This window comes from Streptomyces sp. SCA2-17, from assembly GCF_044336695.1.
In genome coordinates, this window is record NZ_CP117521.1 from 4,459,800 (window position 1) to 4,478,587 (window position 18,788).

The 18,788-nt window shown below is 73.3% G+C and carries 15 protein-coding genes; 5 read left to right on the plus strand and 10 right to left on the minus strand.

What is annotated here, in order from left to right:
• Window positions 1-49 precede the first annotated feature (49 nt).
• Entirely contained in the window at window positions 50-712 is a 663-nt protein-coding gene (gene nucS, locus PS271_RS20365) for an endonuclease NucS (RefSeq protein WP_367131541.1), read from the minus strand.
• A 209-nt stretch (window positions 713-921) separates the two neighbouring features.
• Here nucS and PS271_RS20370 point away from each other — a divergent pair, with 209 nt between their 5' ends.
• Window positions 922-1,314, plus strand: a complete 393-nt coding sequence (locus PS271_RS20370; protein WP_120753755.1) for an SCO5389 family protein — start codon at window positions 922-924, stop codon at window positions 1,312-1,314.
• Window positions 1,315-1,411: 97 nt separating this feature from the next.
• Here the strand turns inward: PS271_RS20370 and PS271_RS20375 are convergent, their stop codons facing one another.
• Window positions 1,412-2,437 carry an LLM class flavin-dependent oxidoreductase gene (locus PS271_RS20375; protein WP_398383565.1) on the minus strand — a complete coding sequence of 342 codons (1,026 nt, stop codon included), beginning with the start codon at window positions 2,435-2,437 and terminating at the stop codon, window positions 1,412-1,414.
• 205 nt (window positions 2,438-2,642) lie between these two features.
• Here PS271_RS20375 and PS271_RS20380 point away from each other — a divergent pair, with 205 nt between their 5' ends.
• Window positions 2,643-2,975: an Rv1322 family protein gene (locus PS271_RS20380; protein WP_120753757.1), complete on the plus strand. Its 333-nt coding sequence runs from the start codon at window positions 2,643-2,645 to the stop codon at window positions 2,973-2,975.
• 4 nt (window positions 2,976-2,979) lie between these two features.
• Here PS271_RS20380 and PS271_RS20385 read toward each other — a convergent pair whose 3' ends face one another.
• The 8 genes from PS271_RS20385 to mce all read right to left on the minus strand — a co-directional run bounded on the left by PS271_RS20385 (window position 2,980) and on the right by mce (window position 14,326).
• Window positions 2,980-3,903, minus strand: coding sequence for an ABC-2 transporter permease family protein (locus tag PS271_RS20385; RefSeq protein WP_398383567.1), 924 nt, complete (start codon window positions 3,901-3,903; stop codon window positions 2,980-2,982).
• Complete coding sequence (locus PS271_RS20390) at window positions 3,900-5,084, minus strand: ABC transporter ATP-binding protein (protein WP_398383568.1); 1,185 nt, start codon at window positions 5,082-5,084, stop codon at window positions 3,900-3,902. Before PS271_RS20390 ends, PS271_RS20385 begins: the two co-directional genes overlap by 4 nt.
• A 78-nt stretch (window positions 5,085-5,162) precedes the next feature.
• Entirely contained in the window at window positions 5,163-6,014 is an 852-nt protein-coding gene (locus tag PS271_RS20395; RefSeq protein WP_398383569.1) for a hypothetical protein, read from the minus strand.
• Between the two features lie 21 nt (window positions 6,015-6,035).
• Window positions 6,036-6,806 carry an ABC transporter permease gene (locus PS271_RS20400; protein WP_398383570.1) on the minus strand — a complete coding sequence of 257 codons (771 nt, stop codon included), beginning with the start codon at window positions 6,804-6,806 and terminating at the stop codon, window positions 6,036-6,038.
• 2 nt (window positions 6,807-6,808) lie between these two features.
• Window positions 6,809-7,831 carry an ATP-binding cassette domain-containing protein gene (locus PS271_RS20405; protein WP_398383571.1) on the minus strand — a complete coding sequence of 341 codons (1,023 nt, stop codon included), beginning with the start codon at window positions 7,829-7,831 and terminating at the stop codon, window positions 6,809-6,811.
• Window positions 7,832-8,056: 225 nt separating this feature from the next.
• Window positions 8,057-8,995, minus strand: coding sequence for a coiled-coil domain-containing protein (locus tag PS271_RS20410; protein WP_030368023.1), 939 nt, complete (start codon window positions 8,993-8,995; stop codon window positions 8,057-8,059).
• Between the two features lie 114 nt (window positions 8,996-9,109).
• Complete coding sequence (gene scy / locus PS271_RS20415; RefSeq protein WP_398383573.1) at window positions 9,110-13,705, minus strand: polarized growth protein Scy; 4,596 nt, start codon at window positions 13,703-13,705, stop codon at window positions 9,110-9,112.
• A 180-nt stretch (window positions 13,706-13,885) separates the two neighbouring features.
• A complete protein-coding gene (mce, locus tag PS271_RS20420) occupies window positions 13,886-14,326 on the minus strand; it encodes a methylmalonyl-CoA epimerase (protein WP_356277308.1) in 441 nt (146 codons plus the stop codon).
• A gap of 207 nt (window positions 14,327-14,533) precedes the next feature.
• Between mce and PS271_RS20425 the strand changes: the two genes are divergently transcribed.
• The 3 genes from PS271_RS20425 to PS271_RS20435 all read left to right on the plus strand — a co-directional run bounded on the left by PS271_RS20425 (window position 14,534) and on the right by PS271_RS20435 (window position 18,777).
• Window positions 14,534-15,745, plus strand: coding sequence for an acetyl-CoA C-acetyltransferase (locus tag PS271_RS20425; RefSeq protein ID WP_398383575.1), 1,212 nt, complete (start codon window positions 14,534-14,536; stop codon window positions 15,743-15,745).
• 38 nt (window positions 15,746-15,783) lie between these two features.
• Window positions 15,784-16,740, plus strand: a complete 957-nt coding sequence (meaB, locus tag PS271_RS20430; RefSeq protein WP_398383577.1) for a methylmalonyl Co-A mutase-associated GTPase MeaB — start codon at window positions 15,784-15,786, stop codon at window positions 16,738-16,740.
• 135 nt (window positions 16,741-16,875) lie between these two features.
• Complete coding sequence (locus PS271_RS20435; protein ID WP_398383579.1) at window positions 16,876-18,777, plus strand: transglycosylase domain-containing protein; 1,902 nt, start codon at window positions 16,876-16,878, stop codon at window positions 18,775-18,777.
• The last annotated feature ends 11 nt before the right edge of the window (window positions 18,778-18,788 follow it).

Here is an 18,788-nt window from a genome sequence, read left to right on the forward strand (position 1 = left end):
GGCGTCCGGCGATCGTCCCGCGCAGTGGTCGGAGAAGTCGGAGCAGCGGTCAGAACAGCCGCAGCTTGTCGTCCTCGATGCCGCGCATCGCGTTGTAGTCCAGGACGACGCAGCCGATGCCGCGGTCCGTGGCCAGCACGCGCGCCTGCGGCTTGATCTCCTGGGCCGCGAAGACACCGCGCACGGGCGCCAGGTGCGGGTCGCGGTTGAGGAGCTCCAGGTAGCGTGTGAGCTGCTCCACACCGTCGATCTCGCCACGTCGCTTGATCTCCACGGCGACCGTCGCGCCGTCGGCGTCGCGGCACAGGATGTCCACCGGGCCGATGGCCGTGGGGTACTCGCGGCGGATCAGGGTGTAGCCCTCGCCGAGCGTCTCGATGCGGTCCGCGAGGAGCTCCTGGAGGTGCGCTTCCACGCCGTCCTTGATGAGGCCGGGGTCCACGCCGAGCTCGTGGGAGGAGTCGTGCAGCACTTCCTCCATCGTGATGATCAGCTTCTCGCCCGCCTTGTTGACCACGGTCCACACGCTTCCGTCGCCCTCCTTGAGGGTGCAGGGCGGGGACATCCAGTTGAGCGGTTTGTAGGCGCGGTCGTCCGCATGGATCGAGACGCTGCCGTCCGCCTTGACGAGGATCAGCCGCGGGGCGGAGGGGAGGTGGGCGGTGAGCCGGCCCGCGTAGTCCACGGAGCAACGGGCGATGACGAGACGCATGGTGGGCAACGCTACTCGACTCCTGCCCCCTGACGCGATTCGCCCCTGATGGGCCCCTTCGGCGTTGGCTGGTTGTCGGTGCGTTCTCCTGGTGCGCCCGCAGTGGCCGAATTACCGTTGAAGCGGGCGGTCGTCGTGCGGGCACGGGGCGTCGTCGTCCGCTCGCCCATCCGTGAGACCCCGCTCGCGGGGTCGCGAGAGGAGAACCCATGTCGCTCGACGTCTCACCGGCCCTCCTTGAACAGGCCGAGCGAGGCGAGGTCGATGAAGCGGAATTCGTCGACTGCGTCCGGACCTCCCTGCCGTACGCGTGGGAGATGATCGGCTCCCTGGTGGCCCGGCTCAGGATCGACGGTGGCGAGTTCGCCGACAACCAGACGCCTCCGCCGGACGAGCAGGCCCGCGGCCAGCTGCTGCGGGCGCTGGCCAGTGATGCCATCCGCGGTGCGCTGGAGCGGCACTTCGGAGTGCGGCTGGCCTTCCAGAACTGCCACCGGGTGGCGGTCTTCCCGCTCGCCCCGGAGGCGGACGAGCGCCTCGCCCGCTTCACGTCGGTCCGGGGCCAGTTGCTCAACCAGTCCCCGGAGCTCCGGGACTGCTGAGGCGTTCGTGCTGCCGCTCCGCAACGCGGGAGGTGTGGAGTGAGGTGCGGGAGCGGCAGCAGCCCCGGGGACGGACGGCCGGAGGGGGCCTGCGGGCTCAGGCGAGCAGCGGCAGCACTTCGCTGCCCAGCCTGCGGAGGTTCTCCTCGGTGGCGGCGAGGTCCCCGGAGCCCTCGCTCAGCAGGGCGAAGCGCGTGATGCCCGTGCGCTCCGCGGTGGCGGCCAGGCGATCGGCGCACAGCCGCGGCGGGCCCACGGGGTGGAGCTCGCACAGCAGCCGCGTGTACTCCACGGGATCACGCATCTGGCGGGCCCGCCCGTCGACCGTCACATGGGCGGAGAGCCCCTGGTGCAGCCAGCCCGGCATGGCCTTCGTGAGCGTCTCCGCGGCCTCCTGGCGCCGGTCCCCGACCTGCACGACGCCCGCCGAGACGTGACCGGCCGCGGCGACCTCCTCGGGCGAACGCCCCGCCTCCAGCGAGCACTTGCGCCACAGGGCGACCATCTCCGCCTTCTCCGCGTCCCCGCTGTGCATCCCGAGCAGCATGGGCAGCCCCTGCGCCGCCGCGAGACGGACGCTCGACGGCGAGGTGCAGGCCACGACGACGGGCGGGCCGGAACGATCCTCCAGATCGTCGGGGCGCGGGACGACCGGCACTTCGCGGAAGCTGAACCGCGGGCCCTCGGCGCCCACGCGCGGCTCGCGCAGCCACCGCATCAGCAGGGCCAGGGATTCGGGGAACCCCTCCTCGTACGCCGCCACACCGGAGTTGAAGACCTCCAGGTCCACCCACGGGCCGCCGCGGCCCACCCCGAGGGTGAACCGGCCCTCGGAGGCGAGGTGCAGCATGGCGGCCTGCTCGCCGAGGGCCACCGGATGGACCGTGGGCAGCACGCTGACGGCGGTGCCCACCCGGATCCGGCGGGTGCGGCCGAGGGCCAGCGCCGCGAGCGTGACCGCCGACGGGCAGACGCCGTACGGCACGAAGTGGTGCTCGGCGAACCAGACCGCATCCAGCCCCGCCTCTTCGGCGACCACCGCCGTCCGCACCGCCCGGTGCAGGGCCTCGGTGTGCCCCTGGCCCGGGAACTGGGCGGACAGGACGAATGCTCCAACGCGCATCGCTCTTGCTCCTCCTAGCGACCGACGCGGCATCCCCCACCGGAATTAACGGCCGACACGTGCCATGGGCACGGCTCCGCGTTAAGTTTTCATGATGATCGGGAGAGCGTCCGGTGAGGGGCCGGGGGGACGCCTGCCCGCCCTGGTGACTCTGGCGCGTAACCTGGTCACGGCCCGTAGCTCCCCAGACCATCCGAGGTGCCCCGTGTCTCCGCGCCGAAACCGCCCGCGAGGCGGCGCAGACAAGCAGTCCGACGCTCCCCGCGGAGAGGGCGGCGACCGCTACGGCCTGGAGCGCACCGAGGACTGGCAGGGGGAGGAGTGGGCGGTCCGCACGATCGGCGGCGGCGCGGCCACGAAGCACTACCGCTGCCCCGGCTGCGACCAGGAGATCCCGCCGGGCGTACCGCACTTGGTGGCCTGGCCGCAGTACGGGGCCGGCGTCGACGACCGGCGGCACTGGCACAAGTCCTGCTGGAACGCACGGGACCGCCGGAGCGCGAGGCTCCAGCGGTCCCGTAACGCGCCGAGGTATTAAGGGTTTACGCGTCGCGCTTCAGCAGCGACGCGTACGCGCCGCCCATGGCGACCGCCGCGGCGATCGCGATGACCCACAGCGGGTCCCAGCCGCTGAGGCTGGCCCCGTCGCCGGAGGCGCCGTAGAAGACCGACAGCAGCATGGGGATCGAGTACTCGAACAGCGCCTTGCGGACGCTCGACAGGCTCTCCGTGTACATGAACATCGCCACGACGAGCGGCGCCAGCACCAGGCCCAGCATGACCGTGATCGCACCGGCGGAGTGCCGCAGCAGGGTGCCGACCGCGAGCGAGATGATGCCGAGGAGGCCGATGAACAGGCTCGTGCCGACCGTCACCTTGAGCCAGTCGCCGCCGGTGGCGGCGAACTCGGACTGGTCCTCCAGCATCGCGATGTCGAACATCGCCACCAGCGCCGTGGACACCAGGGTGATCACGAACGTGAGGGCGAAGAAGACGAGCGCCTTGGCCGTCAGCACCCGGACGCGGTCGGGGCAGGCGGTCAGCGTCGTACGGATCATGCCCGTGCCGTACTCGGAGGAGATCGTCAGCACACCGAGGGTGAGCACGCAGATCATGCCGAGCATCACGCTGAAGAACCCGCCGGCCAGGGCCGTCGAGCCGGTCATCTTGCTGTCGGTGGCGTCGACGGCTCCCGCGATGAGCAGACCGATGCCGACGATGATCGCCACCATGACGCTCAGCGTCCAGATCGTCGAGCGCACCGAGCGGATCTTGGTCCACTCGGCCGACACGGCGTCCATGAGCGTCGCCTTGCGCACCGGGATCGGCGACACGTAGCCGACGGGGCCGGCGGGGCCGCCCGCGGGCGCGGTGCCGGGCCAGTAGCCGGGGGCGGCGTGCGGCGGGGCCTGCGGGGCGGTCTGCGGAGCCGCCGGGTGGGCCGCCTGGGGCTGGGGGGTGGTCATCGGGCGTCCTCGCTGTCGCGCTTGGTGAGGTCGGCAGGGGCGGAGGCGGGGGCGGGCGCGGCCGCCGGGGGCTGCGGAGCCGCCTGCGGCGGCCGCGGGGCGGCGGCCTGCGGCTGCGCGTACGGGTTGGGCTGCTCGCCCGGCAGGACGGGGTAGGGGTTGCCGGGCCCGCCCTGCGGCGGGGCCCAGCCCTGCGGGGCGCCGGCGCCGGGGTGGCCGTAGCCGTGGCCCGGGGGCGGCGGGGCGAGGGCCGCGACCTGGTCGGCCGTCGAGCGGTAGTCGACCGCGCCCTGCGTCATCCGCATGTACGCCTCCTCCAGGGAGGCCTGGTGCGGCGAGAGCTCCCACAGCCGGACGTCCGCGCCGTGGGCGAGGTCGCTGATCCGGGGGAGCGGCAGACCGGTGACGCGCAGCCCGCCGTCCGGCTCGGCCAGCACCTGGCCGCCGGCCTCGACGAGCGCGGCCGTGAGCTTCTCGCGGCTCTCCGGCTCGGTCTCGGGCGTGCGCACGCGCGCGAAGTCCGCGGAGTTCGCGGAGATGAAGTCCTTGACGCTCATGTCGGCCATGAGCTGGCCGCGGCCGATCACGATCAGGTGGTCGGCGGTCAGGGCCATCTCGCTCATCAGGTGCGAGGAGACGAAGACGGTGCGGCCCTCGGCCGCGAGCTGCTTCATCAGGTTGCGGACCCAGAGGATGCCCTCGGGGTCGAGGCCGTTGACCGGCTCGTCGAAGAGCAGCACCTGGGGGTCGCCCAGCAGCGCGGCGGCGATGCCGAGGCGCTGGCCCATGCCCAGCGAGAAGCCCTTGAAGCGGCGCTTCGCGACGTCCTGGAGGCCGACGACGCCGAGGACCTCGTCCACCCGGCGGGCCGGGATGCCGCCGAGCTGGGCGAGCGAGAGCAGGTGCATCCGGGCGCTGCGGCCGCCGTGCACGGCCTTCGCGTCCAGGAGGGCGCCGACCTTGCGCGGGGCGTTGGGCAGGTTGCGGAAGGGGTGGCCGTCGATGGTCACGCGCCCCGCCGTGGGCTGGTCGAGGCCCAGGATCATGCGCATCGTCGTCGACTTGCCGGATCCGTTCGGACCCAGGAAGCCGGTGACGGCACCCGGCCGCACCTGGAACGACAGATTGTGTACGGCCGTCTTGGCACCGTAGCGCTTTGTCAGACCGACTGCCTCGATCATGCTCCGCCCCTCACGAGCTCTTTCGGGCGTATGGCCCCCGTAAGAGTTAGGAGCATAACGAGGAGCTGACGGTTCCCGTTACTCGTGGTGAAGCCGGGGCAGGCCCTCGGGGCGGGCCCAGCCGGCCCGGCGGAAGACCGCCTTCCCCTCGGCCCGGACCGCCTCGTCCGCCCGTGCCCGCTCCACCCAGCGCTCCGGGCCGGGGCCGAGGAGCGCCCGCAGCTCCGCCGAGGCCGCCAGCAGGGCGGTCAGGAGCGCGCCCTGGTCGCCGCCGCCGGGGCGGGGCCGGCCGGTGGCCGGGTCGGTGAGGACGCCGTGCACGCTCACGTACAGGTACGCGCCGTCGAGCGGCTCCCCGGACGGCAGCGTCATGGGGAAGGCGCCGCCGGGCACCCGTACGCGGCGGTAGTTGAATTCCGTTTCGTCGACGGCGGCCAGCTGCGCGGGGTCCAGCCAGCCGGCGACGAGCGTGTGCCGGGCGGCGGGGTCGGCGTAGGGCGCGGCGGCCACGTAGCCGTGCCGGCCGATGTGCGCGGAGCAGCCGATGCCGATGCCGCGCACGTCCACGGGCACCATCGGCACGGTCGCGGCTACGGCGCGCAGGGTGAGCTTGTGGTGCAGCTGGGCGGGGGAGGCGTTGGAGCCGACGGCGAGGACGGGGCGGCGTGAGCGGACGCGGGCCGCGTGCGTGCGGTCGAGGAAGGCGTCGAGCGCCGGCCCGGCGGCGGGGGCTCCGCCGTCCGGAGCCTCCACCGTGTCCATCCCCGTCACCACCGCCCACCCGCCCAGCGGCCCGGGGCCCGGCCGCAGCGGCAGCAGCTGCCCGTCCGCCAGCAGGGCCGGCTCCTCGACCGGTCTGCCGGGATACGTCAGCGGCAGCTCGGCGGGGACCCCGTCGAGCCCGAGGGCCCGCAGACTGCGGTCGGCCATGGGGCAGCCTCCCCGTACGGGCTACGCGTCATGCCGCTTCAGGACCGCGTAGCCGCCCGCCAGCGCCACCACCACCCACAGCGCCATGATCGCGAAGCCGCCCCACGGCCCGTACGGGGCGTCGTCCCCGGCCGTCACGACCTGCATGACCTTGTGGCCGGCCTGGTCGGGCAGGTACTGCGCGACCTTCTTCGTGGCTTTCACCGCGCCGAGGATGCTGGAGATGATGAAGAAGAACGGCATCAGAATGCCGAGCGAGAGCATCGGGCTGCGCAGCATCGCCGCGACACCCATCGAGAACACCGCGATCAGCGTCATATAGAGCCCGCCGCCGATCACCGCGCGCAGGACGTGCGCATCGCCGATCGACGTCCGGTGGTCGCCGAGCATCGCCTGCCCGACGAAGAAGGAGACAAAACTCGTCACCATCGCGATCACGAACGCGACGAGCGTCGCAACGGCGATCTTGCTGAAGAGGAACGTGGCCCGCTGCGGAACCGCCGCCAGAGAAGTCCGGATCATTCCGGTGCTGTATTCATTGGACACCACCAGCACCCCGAACACGATCATGGCGAGCTGGCCGAGTCCCATTCCCGCGAAACTCGTAAAGGTCGGGTCGAAATTCATCCGCTCGTTCAGCGGCATTTCCTTGAAGTTGCTGCTGGTGAAAGCGCTGATCAGGGCCCCGAGCGCCACGGTCACCACCAATGCGAGACCCAGGGTCCACACCGTCGACCGCACCGATTTGATCTTCGTCCATTCCGACTGGAGGACCTGTCCCACCACCGCCATCGTCAGGCTCCCTTCTTCTTCCGCCAGTCGGCTCCCCAGCCGCCGCCGGGCGGGGCCGCGACACCGGCGCCCGGCGGGGCGTCCGCACCCGGCACGGGCGAAGGAGCGCCGCCCGGCGGCGCGCTGTGCGCGTGGTACTCCACCGACTCGGCGGTGAGCTGCATGAAGGCCTCTTCCAGGGACGCCTGCTGGGGGCTGAGCTCGTGCAGCACGAGCTGGTGGCGCGCGGCGATCTCGCCCAGCTGCGCCGACTCCGTGCCGTCGACCTCCAGGTGGCCGTCCGCGGTGGTCACCGCCGTGATCCCGGCCCCCGCCAGCACGTCCAGCAGCCGCTCGGCCTCGGGCGAGCGCAGCCGCACGTACGACCGCGAGTTCTGCCGGATGAAGTCCGCCATCGAGGTGTCGGCCAGCAGCCGGCCCTGCCCGATGACGATCAGGTGGTCGGCGGTCAGGGCCATCTCGCTCATCAGGTGCGAGGAGACGAAGACCGTGCGCCCCTGGGCGGCGAGGTTCTTCATCAGATTGCGGATCCAGTGGATGCCCTCGGGATCCAGGCCGTTGACCGGCTCGTCGAACATCAGGATCTGCGGGTCGCCCAGCAGAGCGCCCGCGATGCCCAGGCGCTGCCCCATGCCGAGCGAGAAGCCCTTGGAGCGCTTTCTGGCCACCGCGGTGAGGCCCACCGTGTCCAGAACCTCGCGGACGCGGGCCCGCGGGATGCCGTTGCTCTGCGCCAGGCACAGGAGGTGGTTGTAGGCGCTGCGACCACCGTGCATGGCCTTGGCGTCCAGTAGGGCGCCGACGGTCCGCAGCGGGTCCTTCAGCTGCCGGTAGTGCTGCCCGTCGATGAGGACCGTGCCGTGGGTGGGCCGGTCGAGGTCGAGCATCATCCGCATCGTCGTGGACTTGCCCGCCCCGTTGGGCCCCAGGAAGCCGGTGACGATCCCGGGCCGGACGGTGCAGGTGAGGCCGTCGACGGCGAGCTTCTCGCCGTAGCGCTTGGTCAGGCCCTGCAGCTCGATCATCCCGCCACGGTAAGGGCGACCCGGGCACCCTGCCGACGGTAGCGGCCCGTCCGGCTGCGAAGGACACCCGTTCGGACGCGGAGGGGAGCGGAGGGAGAGGGAGGAGAGCGGGGGAGGGCGCAGGAAGACGGAGCAGGGCGGGGAGCCTGCCGGACCGCCGCCCCGTGCGCCCGCCTCAGCGGCGCACAGGGCACGGACCAGGGCTTCGCCGGCACTCCGGTCGGCTCAGCGGCTCTGCTGCGCCGGGACGCCGCGGGACATCGGCTCGTCGTCACCGGGGACGCCGGCCGCGGCGACGGCCGCACCGGTCAGGGTGGCCAGCATCTCGCGGACGTTCGTCAGCTGGGCGTTGATGCTGTCGCGGCGGTTGGTGAGCGCCGCCAGCTCGCGCTCGGACTCGCTGCGGATGCGGTCCGCCTTGGCGTTGGCGTCGGCCACGATGTCCTCGGCCTGGCGCTGCGCCGTCTCCACCGTCTGGCGGGCGCGCCGCTCGGCGTCCGTACGCAGCTTCTCCGCCTCCAGGCGCAGCTGCTCGGCGCGGTGCTCGATCTCCGCCAGCCGCTTCTCCGCCTTGGCCTGACGGGAGGCCAGGTCACGCTCGGACTGCTCGCGCCGCTTGGCCAGGTTGGTCTCGAAGTCGGCGGCGGCCTGGGCCGCCTTGGCGCGGGTCTCCTCGAAGAGGGCGTCCGCCTCCTCGCGCTTGGACTGGGCGTCCTTCTGGGCCTCGGCCCGCAGCTGGGCGGAGTCGCCCTTGGCCTTCTCGACGATGCGCGCGCCCTCGTCCTCCGCCTTGGCCTTGCGGTCGGCGGCGAACGACTCGGCGTCGTTGCGCACCTGCTGGGCGGCGGACTCGGCGAGCTCGCGGTGCTGCTCGGCGGCGCGCCGGGCCTCCTCACGCAGATCCTTGGCCTCTTCCTCGGCCAGCCGCAGGATCTTCTCGACCCTTGCTCCCAGCCCCGCATAGGACGGCTCGGCGTCGTTGACCTGGGCCTGAGCATTCTGCGTCTCGAGGTGCAGCTCCTCGATGCGCTTTTCCAGAGAGGTGATGCGTGCCAGTGCGCTGTCACGGTCGGCGACGAGCTTGGTAATGCGGTCGTCCACCTGGCCGCGGTCGTATCCACGCCGCACAAGCTCGAAGCCGAAGGGGGAGGAAGTGTCACTCATGGGGTTCCTGTCATAAGAGACCGGTGAGGTGATAGAGGGAATCCTAGGGGTGCGAGCGGCGTGTCATCAGGTGAATGGATGGCAGATCTGGAGAATGTCCCCCCGTTTGAGTGGCTACTTCTGTGACTGCTTGCCACCCGAACGAGTAGCACCGGCACCGGCCGCTGCCTTCACCCCGCCGCCATCCTTGGCGCTTCCGGCCCCCGGGGCCTCAAAAGATTCCAACGCCTCCAACACGTCCTGGACACGGGAAATCTCCGCCTGAATGTCCTCGCGACGACGCACCAGGACCTCCAACTCGCGCTTTCCCTCCTCGACAAGGCGCGCGGCTTCCTCCGCACCCTCGGTGCGCAGGCGCTCCGACTCGCGTACGGCGGCCGCCTTCTTCTGCTCGGCCTCCTTGAGCAGCCCCTCCGCCTTCTTCACCGCGGCGATCCGCACCTTGCTGGCCTCGCTGCTCGCGTCGGACAGCAGCTTCTTCGCCTTCTCCTCGGCCTCCGCGAGCTGCTCCGTCGCGGCCGCGACGAGCTTGTCGCAGCGCTCGCCCGCCGACTGCATCGCCTCGGCGGCCTCGCGGCGCGCCCGGCCGTGCAGCTCCTCGACCTCGCCCTCGACGCGCGAGCGCAGCTCGTCGGCGCGCTCCCTTATCGCCGTGGCGTCGCCACGGGCCTCGGCGAGCAGCGTGTCCGCGTCCGTACGGGCCTGCTCCACCAGGGCGTTGCCCTCGCCGGTGGCCTCGGAGACGAGCCGCTCGGCCTCGCGGCGGGCCACGCCCACCATCGTGTCGGCCTGCTCCTCGGCGGCCGCGGCCGTGCGCAGCGCCTCCTCCTGCGCCTTGGCGATCAGGGCGTCCGCCTGCTCGCCGGCGTCGGCCAGCCGCTTGGCGGCGGCCTCGCGGGCGTCGTCGACGGTCCGCTCGCCCTCGGCGCGCGCCTCCGCGCGCAGCCGCTCCGCCTCCTGGACGGCGTCGGCCTTGAGGCGCGCGGAGTCCGCGCGCGTGCTGTTGGCGTTCTCCTGCGCGGCGGCCAGCGCCTCGGCGGCCTCCGCCGCCATCCGCTCGGCCTCCGAGGCCGCCTCGGCGACGAGCGTGTCCGCCTGCTCGGCGGCCTCCGCGCGGCGGTTGTTCGCCGCCTCGCGGGCCTCGTCGAGGACGCGGGCGGCGTCGCCGCGCAGCCGCTCGGACTCGGCGTCCGCCTCGGCGAGCATGCGCTCGGCCTGCCCGGCGGCGTCGGCACGGGCGGCCTCGGCGGCCTCCGTGGCCTCCTCGGTCATCCGGGCGGCGTCGCGGCGCGCGGCCTCCACCGTCGCGGCGGCCTCGGTCCGCAGCTTCTCCGCCTCGGCCGTGGCCTCGGCGAGCAGCTCGTCGGCCTGCGCGGCCGCCTCCGTGCGGCGCCGGCCCGCGGCCTCGCGGGCCTCGTCGACGATGCGGTCCGCCTCGGCCTGCGCCCCGGAGGTGAGCTCCTCGGCCTCCTTGACGATCCGCGCGGCCTCGGCGTGGCCCTCGGAACGCATCTTGTTCGCGTCCTCGCGGGCCTCGGCCCGCGCCCGGGACGCGTCCTGCTCGGCCGACGCCAGCGCGTCGGACGCGTCGGTGCGCATCTGCTTGGACCGGGCGGACGCCTCGGCGACCGTACGCTCCGCGTCGGCCTTCGCCTTGGCGAGCAGCGCCTCGGCGGCCTCCGCGGCCTCGCTGCGGTGCTTCTCGGCGTCCTTGCGGGCCTGCGTGACCGTCTGCTCGGCCTCGGCGCGCAGCCGGGCGGCCTCCGCGGCCGCCTCCGCCTGCTGCGCCCGCGCCGACTCGCGCGCCTCGTCCAGGACGGACGTGGCCTCGGCGACCAGCCGCTCCGCCTCCGCCGTGGCCTCCGCCATCAGGGCATCGGCCTGCTCGGCGGCCTCGGAGCGGCGCGCCGCTGCCGCGGCCCGCGCTTCGTCGGCCGTGGCGGCGGCGTCGCGCCGCGCCTGCTCGGCGGTCTCCTCGGCCTCCGCGATCAGCTTCTCCGCCTCGGCCATGGCCTCGGAGAGCAGCTCGTCGGCCTGCACGCCCGCCTCGGCGAGCTTGGCGTGGGCGCTGTCGGTGGCCTCCTCCAGCGTGCGGGCGGCCTCCGCCTCCAGGCGCCGGCCCTCCGTGACCGCCTCCTCGAGCGTGCGCTCCGCCTCAGCGGCGGAAGCCTCCGCGGCGGCCTGCGCCTCGGCGCGGATCCGGGCCGCGTCCTCACCGGCGCGCTCGCGCTCGGCGTACGCGTCGGTCCGGACCCGGTCGGCCTCCTCCTGCGCCTCGGTGCGGGTGCGCTCCGCGTTGTGCTCGGCGGCCGAGCGCAGCCCGGCGATCTCCTCCTCGGCCTGCTCGTGCAGCCCCGCGACGGAGTCCCGCACCTGCTGCGCGGTCGCCTCGGCGGCCGACACCAGCTCGGCGGCGCGCTGCTCGGCGTCCTCGACCAGGCGCCGGGCCTCCTCCTGCGCCTCGGTGACCCGCTTGCGCGCCGAAGCCAGCAGCTCCTCGCTCTGCTCGCGCGCCGCCTCCCGCTCGGCCTGCGCCTCCGTACGGGCGTCGCCCAGCAGCTCCTCGGCCTCGCGCCGGCGGCGGGCGGCCTCCTCCTGCGCGGCGGCCAGCGCCTCGGCGGCCTCGGCGGCCGTGCGCTCGGCGGCGGCGTTCGCCTCGGCCCGCACCCGGTCGGCGGTCTCCTGCGCCTCACTGCGCAGCCGCTCGGCCTCGGCATTGGCCTCGGCGCGCAGCCGCGCACCGGCGGACTCGCCCTCGCTGCGCGCGGCGGCGGCCTCCTCGGCCGCCTCGGTGCGCAGCCGCTCCGCCTCCGTCTCGGCCTGCGACTGAAGCGTGCGCACCCGCTCCGCGGCCTCCGTGCGCTGCCGCTCGGTCTCCTCGGCGGCCTCGCGGCGCAGCCGCTCCGCCTCCGTGCGGGCGTCGCGCAGCGCCTCCTCGGCGGCCTCCACGCGCTGCTCGGCCTCGGTGTGCAGGCGGGTCAGCTCCGCGTCGGCCTCGGCGCGGCGCGCCTCCGCGGCCTTCTCGGTCTCCTCGCGCAGCTTCCGCGCGGCCTCCTCGGCCTCGGTGCGGGTGCGCTCGGCGTGGTCCTCGGCCTCCTCGGCCATCTCCTCGGCCTCGGTGCGCGCCCGCTCCAGGGCCTCCTCGGCCTGCTTGCGCAGGGAGGCGGCCCGCTCGGCGGCCTCGGCCCGGACCCGCTCGCCGTCCGCGGCCGCGCTGCCGCGCGTCTCCTCCGCATCGGCCTTGGCCTTGGCCAGCAGCTCCTCGGCGGTCTTCGCCGCCTCCTCGATCTGCTGGAGCGCCTCGCGCCGGGCCTCGCCCCGGAGCCGCTCGCCCTCGGCGACGGCATCGGCCCGCAGCTGCTCGGCCTCGCCGCGCAGCCGCCGCGCCTCCTCCTGGAGCTCGACGGTCTTGGCGCGGTACTCCTTGGTGTCGTCCTTCGCCGCGCCCTTGAGCTGCTCGGCGGTGTCCGCGGCCTGCTCGCGCAGCCGCTCGGCCTCGGACTCGGCCTCCTTGCGGATGCGTTCCGCCTCGGCGGCGGCGGCCTTCGTGGTGGCGCGGGCGTCCTCGGAGGCCTTGGACAGGACCTCCTCGGCCGTGCGGGCGGCCTTGGCGAGCTGGGCCGCGGAGTCCTCCGCGGCGGCGCTGCGGGCCTTCTCCGCGGCCTCGGCGACCAGCCGCTCGGCCTCCGCGGCGGCGTCCGCCCGCAGCTGCCCGGCCTCGGCCTTGAGGGCCTCGGCCTCCTTCGTGGCCTCGCTGACCAGCCGGGCCACCTCGGCCCGGGCCGTACGGGTGCGCTGCTCGTTCTCCGACTCGGCGCCGGACAGGGTGCGCGCCGCGCTGTCCTTCGCCTCGGTGACCAGCTTCTCGGCCTCGGCGCGCGCCTCGCGCAGCGCCGCGTCGGCCTCCTGCAAGCGGGCGTCGGCGGTACGGCTCAGCTCGGCCGCGACCGTACGCGCCTGCTCGCTCTCGCTGCCGGCGGCCGCCCGCAGCTGCTCGGCGTGGTCGGTGGCCTCCTGCGCCTGCGCGGACGCGGCGGTCAGCAGCCGCTCGGCGTCGGCGCGCGCCCGGCGCAGCAGCGCCTCGGCCTCGGCGCGGGCCTCGTCGGCGGCGGAGCTGAGGCGGGCCCGCGCCTGCTCGGTCAGGCGCTGGGCCTCGGTGCGGGCCGCGACCAGGGCCTGCTCGGCCTCCGCCCGGGACTCCTCCAGCAGCCGGCGCGCCTGCGACTCCGTACGCGCCCGCAGCTGCTCGGCCCAGGCGACGTTCTCGTTGACGTGCGACTCGACGGTCTGGCGGCGCTCGTTGAGCTCCTCGTCCAGGCGCTGGCGGCGGGCGACGGCCTCCGCGTGGAGCTCGGCCTCCATCCGGGCCTGGCGCTCGGCCTGCTCCTGAAGCAGCCGCTGCGTCTGCGCCCGGGCCTCGCGCAGCTCGCGCTCGGCGTCCGTACGCATCTGATCCGCCTGAATCTGGGCATTGCGGAGCAACTGCTCCGCCTGGTAACCCATGTCGGCGGTGTCGTACGCCGGGCGGTGGGCGAGATTGCGGCGCGCCTCGTGGAGCTTGGCGCGCAGCACCTCGACCTGGTAGCCGAGGTCGTCGGCGTGCTGGACCGCCTTCTCCCGCTCCTTCTTCAGCCGCTCCATCTCGGCTTCGAATTGCGAGAGGTGGTCGGCCTCAGCCCACTCACGTTCGTGGCGCTCGTTGCCCCGCACTGCGCGGTCCCATCCGTCCCCTGGTCGCCTTGGCGGCCGGCCCGTTCCCGCGTGTATCGGTTGGAATCCGGAGCCCGCCCTTCCGAAGAAATGGTGTCAGATCATCGGTACAGCCCGGTCCGGGCCCCCACCCCAGGACCCCGGCCGAACCCGCACTCTACCGGCCGGGGGGAGTGGGGGTCAGTGCTCCGGGTCCGCGGGGGGCGCCGAGGTGACCAGTTCCGTCAGCACGCCGTGGCAGTCCTTGGGGTGCAGGAAGGTGATCCGCGACCCCATCGAACCGCGCCGCGGCTCGTCGTAGAGCACCCGGACGCCCTTGCCGCGGACGGCCTCGGCGTCCCCGTCCACGTCCGCCGTGCCGAACGCGATGTGGTGAACGCCCTCGCCGTTCTTCGCCAGCCACTTGCCCACCGCGGAGTCCTCCCGCGTCGGCTCCAGCAGCTGCAAGTAGGAGGCCCCGCCGTCGGAGGTCTCATTGATTTTCAGCATGGCCTCACGGACACCCTGCTCCTCGTTGACCTCGGTGTGGAACACCTCGAAGCCGTACGTGGCACGGTAGAACTCGACAGTCCGGTCGAGGTCGAAGCAGGCGATCCCGATGTGGTCGATACGCGTCAGCATGGAACCAGTCCACCGCCGTACGGGTTGGTCACGCAACGTGTACGCAACGTGCTTGCGATCACACCCGCTGCCCGGTGACCGCGGGAGTACCGCTCAGTACATTGACGAAACCACCGCGCTGCACCCTCCGGGGGGACAACCCCCGGACCCCCGGCCGGAAGCACCGGCCGCCCCGTCGACCATCCACCACCCGAAAGGGCCGCTGCCATGACCGGCACGAACGGCAAGACCGGCACCACTTCCGTGATCGTCGCGGGCGCCCGGACGCCCATGGGCAAGCTGCTCGGCTCGCTGCGCAGCTTCTCCGCGGCCGAGCTGGGCGGCTTCGCCATCAAGGCCGCGCTCGACCGGGCAGGCATCGGCGGCGACCAGGTGCAGTACGTGATCATGGGTCAGGTGCTCCAGGCCGGCGCCGGCCAGATCCCCGCCCGCCAGGCCGCGGTCAAGGCCGGCATCCCCCTGCACATCCCCGCCCTGAACATCAACAAGGTCTGCCTCTCCGGCCTCGACGCCATCGCGCTGGCCGACCAGCTCATCCGCGCGGGCGAGTTCGACATCGTCGTCGCCGGCGGCCAGGAGTCCATGACCAACGCCCCGCACCTGCTGCCCAAGTCCCGCGAGGGCTACAAGTACGGCGCGATCGAGATGCTCGACTCGATGGACCACGACGGCCTCACCGACTCCTTCGAGTCCATCGCCATGGGCGCCTCCACCGAGAACCACAACACCCGCCTCGGCATCGGCCGCGCCGAGCAGGACGAGATCGGCGCCCGCTCCCACCAGCGCGCCGCCGCCGCCCAGAAGAACGGCATCTTCGAGGCCGAGATCACCCCCGTCGAGGTCCCGCAGCGCAAGGGCGACCCGGTCGTCTTCGCCCACGACGAGGGCATCCGCGGCGACACCACCACCGAGGTCCTCGGCAAGCTCCGCCCGTCCTTCAGCAAGGACGGCACCATCACCGCCGGCACCTCCTCGCAGATCTCCGACGGCGCCGCCGCCGTCGTCGTGATGAGCAAGGCCAAGGCCGAGGAGCTGGGCCTGGAATGGATCGCCGAGATCGGCGCCCACGGCAACGTCGCCGGCCCGGACAACTCCCTGCACTCCCAGCCCTCCAACGCCATCCTGCACGCGCTGCGGCGCGAGGGCCTGACCGTCGAGGACCTCGATCTCATCGAGATCAACGAGGCGTTCGCCGCCGTCCTCGTGCAGTCAATCAAGGACCTCGGCGTATCCCCGGAAAAGGTGAACGTCAACGGCGGGGCCATCGCGCTCGGCCACCCGATCGGCATGTCCGGCGCCCGCACCGTCCTCCACCTCGCGCTGGAGCTCAAGCGGCGCGGCGGCGGCATCGGCGCGGCGGCCCTGTGCGGCGGCGGCGGCCAGGGCGACGCCCTGATCATCCGGGTGCCCGGCAAGTAACCCGCGCTGCCGAGAGCCCTTCTGAGAACGGAGCCGTGATGGTGGACGTCCCCGCCCTGGTGGAGCAGGCCCGCGAAGGCCGGCCGCGCGCCGTGGCCCGGCTGATCTCCCTGGTGGAGGGGGCGTCCCCGCACCTGCGCGACGTCATGGCCGCCCTGGCCCCGCTGACCGGCGGCGCCTACGTCGTCGGCCTCACCGGATCGCCCGGCGTCGGCAAGTCCACCTCCACGTCGGCGCTGGTCAGCGCGTACCGCCGGATGGGCAAGCGGGTCGGCGTGCTGGCCGTCGACCCGTCCTCGCCGTTCTCGGGCGGCGCCCTGCTCGGCGACCGCGTACGGATGTCCGACCACGCCTCCGACCCCGGCGTCTACATCCGCTCCATGGCCACCCGCGGCCACCTGGGCGGCCTGGCCTGGGCCGCCCCGCAGGCCATCCGCGTGCTGGACGCGGCCGGGTGCGACGTGATCCTCGTCGAGACGGTCGGCGTCGGCCAGTCCGAGGTGGAGATCGCCTCCCAGGCCGACACGAGCGTGGTGCTCCTCGCCCCCGGCATGGGCGACGGCATCCAGGCCGCGAAGGCCGGAATCCTGGAGATCGGCGACGTCTACGTCGTCAACAAGGCCGACCGCGACGGCGCCGACGCCACGGCGCGCGAGCTCAACCACATGCTGGGCCTGGGCGAGGCCCGGGCCGCCGGCGACTGGCGGCCGCCCATCGTCAAGACCGTCGCCGCGCGCGGCGAGGGCATGGACGAGCTGGTCGAGGCGCTGGAGAAGCACCGGGCCTGGATGGAGGAGCGGGGCGTCCTGGCCGACCGCCGCACGGCCCGGGCCGCGCGCGAGGTCGAGACCATCGCCGTCACGGCCCTGCGCGAGCGCATCGCGGATCTGCACGGCGACCGCCGCCTGACCGCCCTGGCGGAGCGCATCGTGGGCGGCTCGCTGGACCCGTACGCGGCCGCGGACGAACTGGTGGCGGGGATCACGAACAACTGAGCGCCCGGCGGGCGTACGGGCCGGGAGCGCTTTCCGCCGCCTGTCATAGAACGCTCACACGAACAGCCGAACCGGATCTTGCTCCGGGGCCGTCTTCCACGGCGTACCCCGTTCCCGTCGAGAGCGATCGAGCCCTTGAGCAAGAACCGGCACAAGCCGCGCACCCGCCGCCGCGAGAAGGAGGCGACGGCGGCCGCGGCGCCCCGCAAGCGTTTCGTCGACTACCCCCGCCGCGGCAGACGCGGCGTGCGCCGCTGGCTCCCGTCGTGGCGGCAGTGGCTGGGGGCGGTGCTGTTCTTCGTCGCGTGCGCGGCGGGCCTGTTCGCGTACGTGTACGCCACCGTCGGCATCCCCGACGAGAACGCGGCGGCCCGCCAGGAGGCCAACACGTACTACTGGTCGGACGGTTCGCAGCTCGCGAGCGTCGGCGAGGTCAACCGCACCATGGTCCACCTGTCCGACGTGCCGGAGTCCGCGCAGAACGCGGTGATAGCCGCCGAGAACGAGACCTTCTACAGCGACCGCGGCGTGTCGTTCAAGGGCATCATGCGGGCCTTCGCCAGCACGGCGGGCGGCGAGGAGACCCAGGGCGGCTCCACGATCACCCAGCAGTACGTGAAGAACACCTACCTCTCCCAGGAGCAGACCGCCACCCGGAAGGTCAAGGAGCTCGTCATCGCCCTGAAGGTGGACCGGACCAAGAGCAAGCAGGAAGTGCTCCAGGGCTACCTCAACACCAGCTGGTTCGGGCGCGGGGCGTACGGGATCGAGGCCGCGGCGCAGTCCTACTACGGCATTCCCGCCAAGAAGCTGAACCCCAGTCAGAGCGCCATGCTGGCCGCCCTGTTGAAGGGCGCCGAGCTCTACGACCCCTCGGTCGGCGCGGGCAACCACGAGCGGGCGGTGGAGCGCTGGAAGTGGATCCTCGACCGGGAGGTGCGGACCGGCCGCATGTCCCGCGCCGAGCGGGACACGTACCGGGACTTCCCCGAGCCCCGCAAGCCGTCCGTGGCCGGCGGCCTCGGCGGCCAGACCGGCTATCTCGTCGACGTCGCCAACAAGTACATCAAGCAGCGGGCCATGCTCTCCGAGCAGGACCTGGCCCACGGCGGCTACCGGATCCACACCACCTTCGACAAGGCCCGGATGCAGCGGCTGAAGAAGTCCGTCGACGACGTCGTCGCCAAGGGCATCGACCCCGCCGAGCGGCCGGACAGCGACACGGACGTCCAGGTCGGGGCGGCCTCCGTGCGCCCCTCGGACGGCGCCGTCCTCGCCCTCTACGGCGGGCCCGACGCCACGAAGCACTTCGCCAACAACGCCGACACCTCGGGCGTCCCCGTGGGCTCGGCCTTCAAGCCGTTCGTCCTGGCCGCCGCCCTGGAGGGCGGGGCGGACGCGGACAGCTACTACGACGACGCCGGCAAGCTGCGCGCCGGCCAGGGGCCCGACGACAACCACCCCACCCTGCGCCGGGCGCTGACGTCCGGCGGCAACGCCACGTACGTCCGCCTGGGCAAGGAGACCGGCGCCGGGCAGGTCCGCGACACGGCCGTGCGCGCCGGGCTCCTCAAGGGCAGCATGGCCCGCCCGGACGAGTCGTTCCCCATCGGCTCGTCCACGCCGAGCGCCGTGCGGATGGCCGCCGCGTACGGGACGTTCGCCCATGAGGGCTTGCAGAACGACCCGTATTCGGTCACCAAGGTCGTCAAGGACGGCCGTTCGGTGGGGGGTTTCGAGAGCCGCGCCAAGGCGCGGCGGGCCTTCGCGAAGGAGACCGCGGAGGAGGTCACGGAGGCCCTGCGGACCCCGGAGGGCCATGCGGCGGCCCGCACCGGCGACCAGGACCGGATGAACTCGGCCTGGTACGTGGGCTACACGGACAGCCTGTCCACGGCCGTCACGGTCTTCCGCACGAAGCCGGACGGGGGGCCGCTCCTGCCGATGGCCGCGGTGGGAGGTGAGGACTCCCGGCGCGGCACCGTCTTCCCGGCCCGCATCTGGGCCGGTTACACCGGGGTGGAGGCCCGCCCCTGACGGCGGGCGGA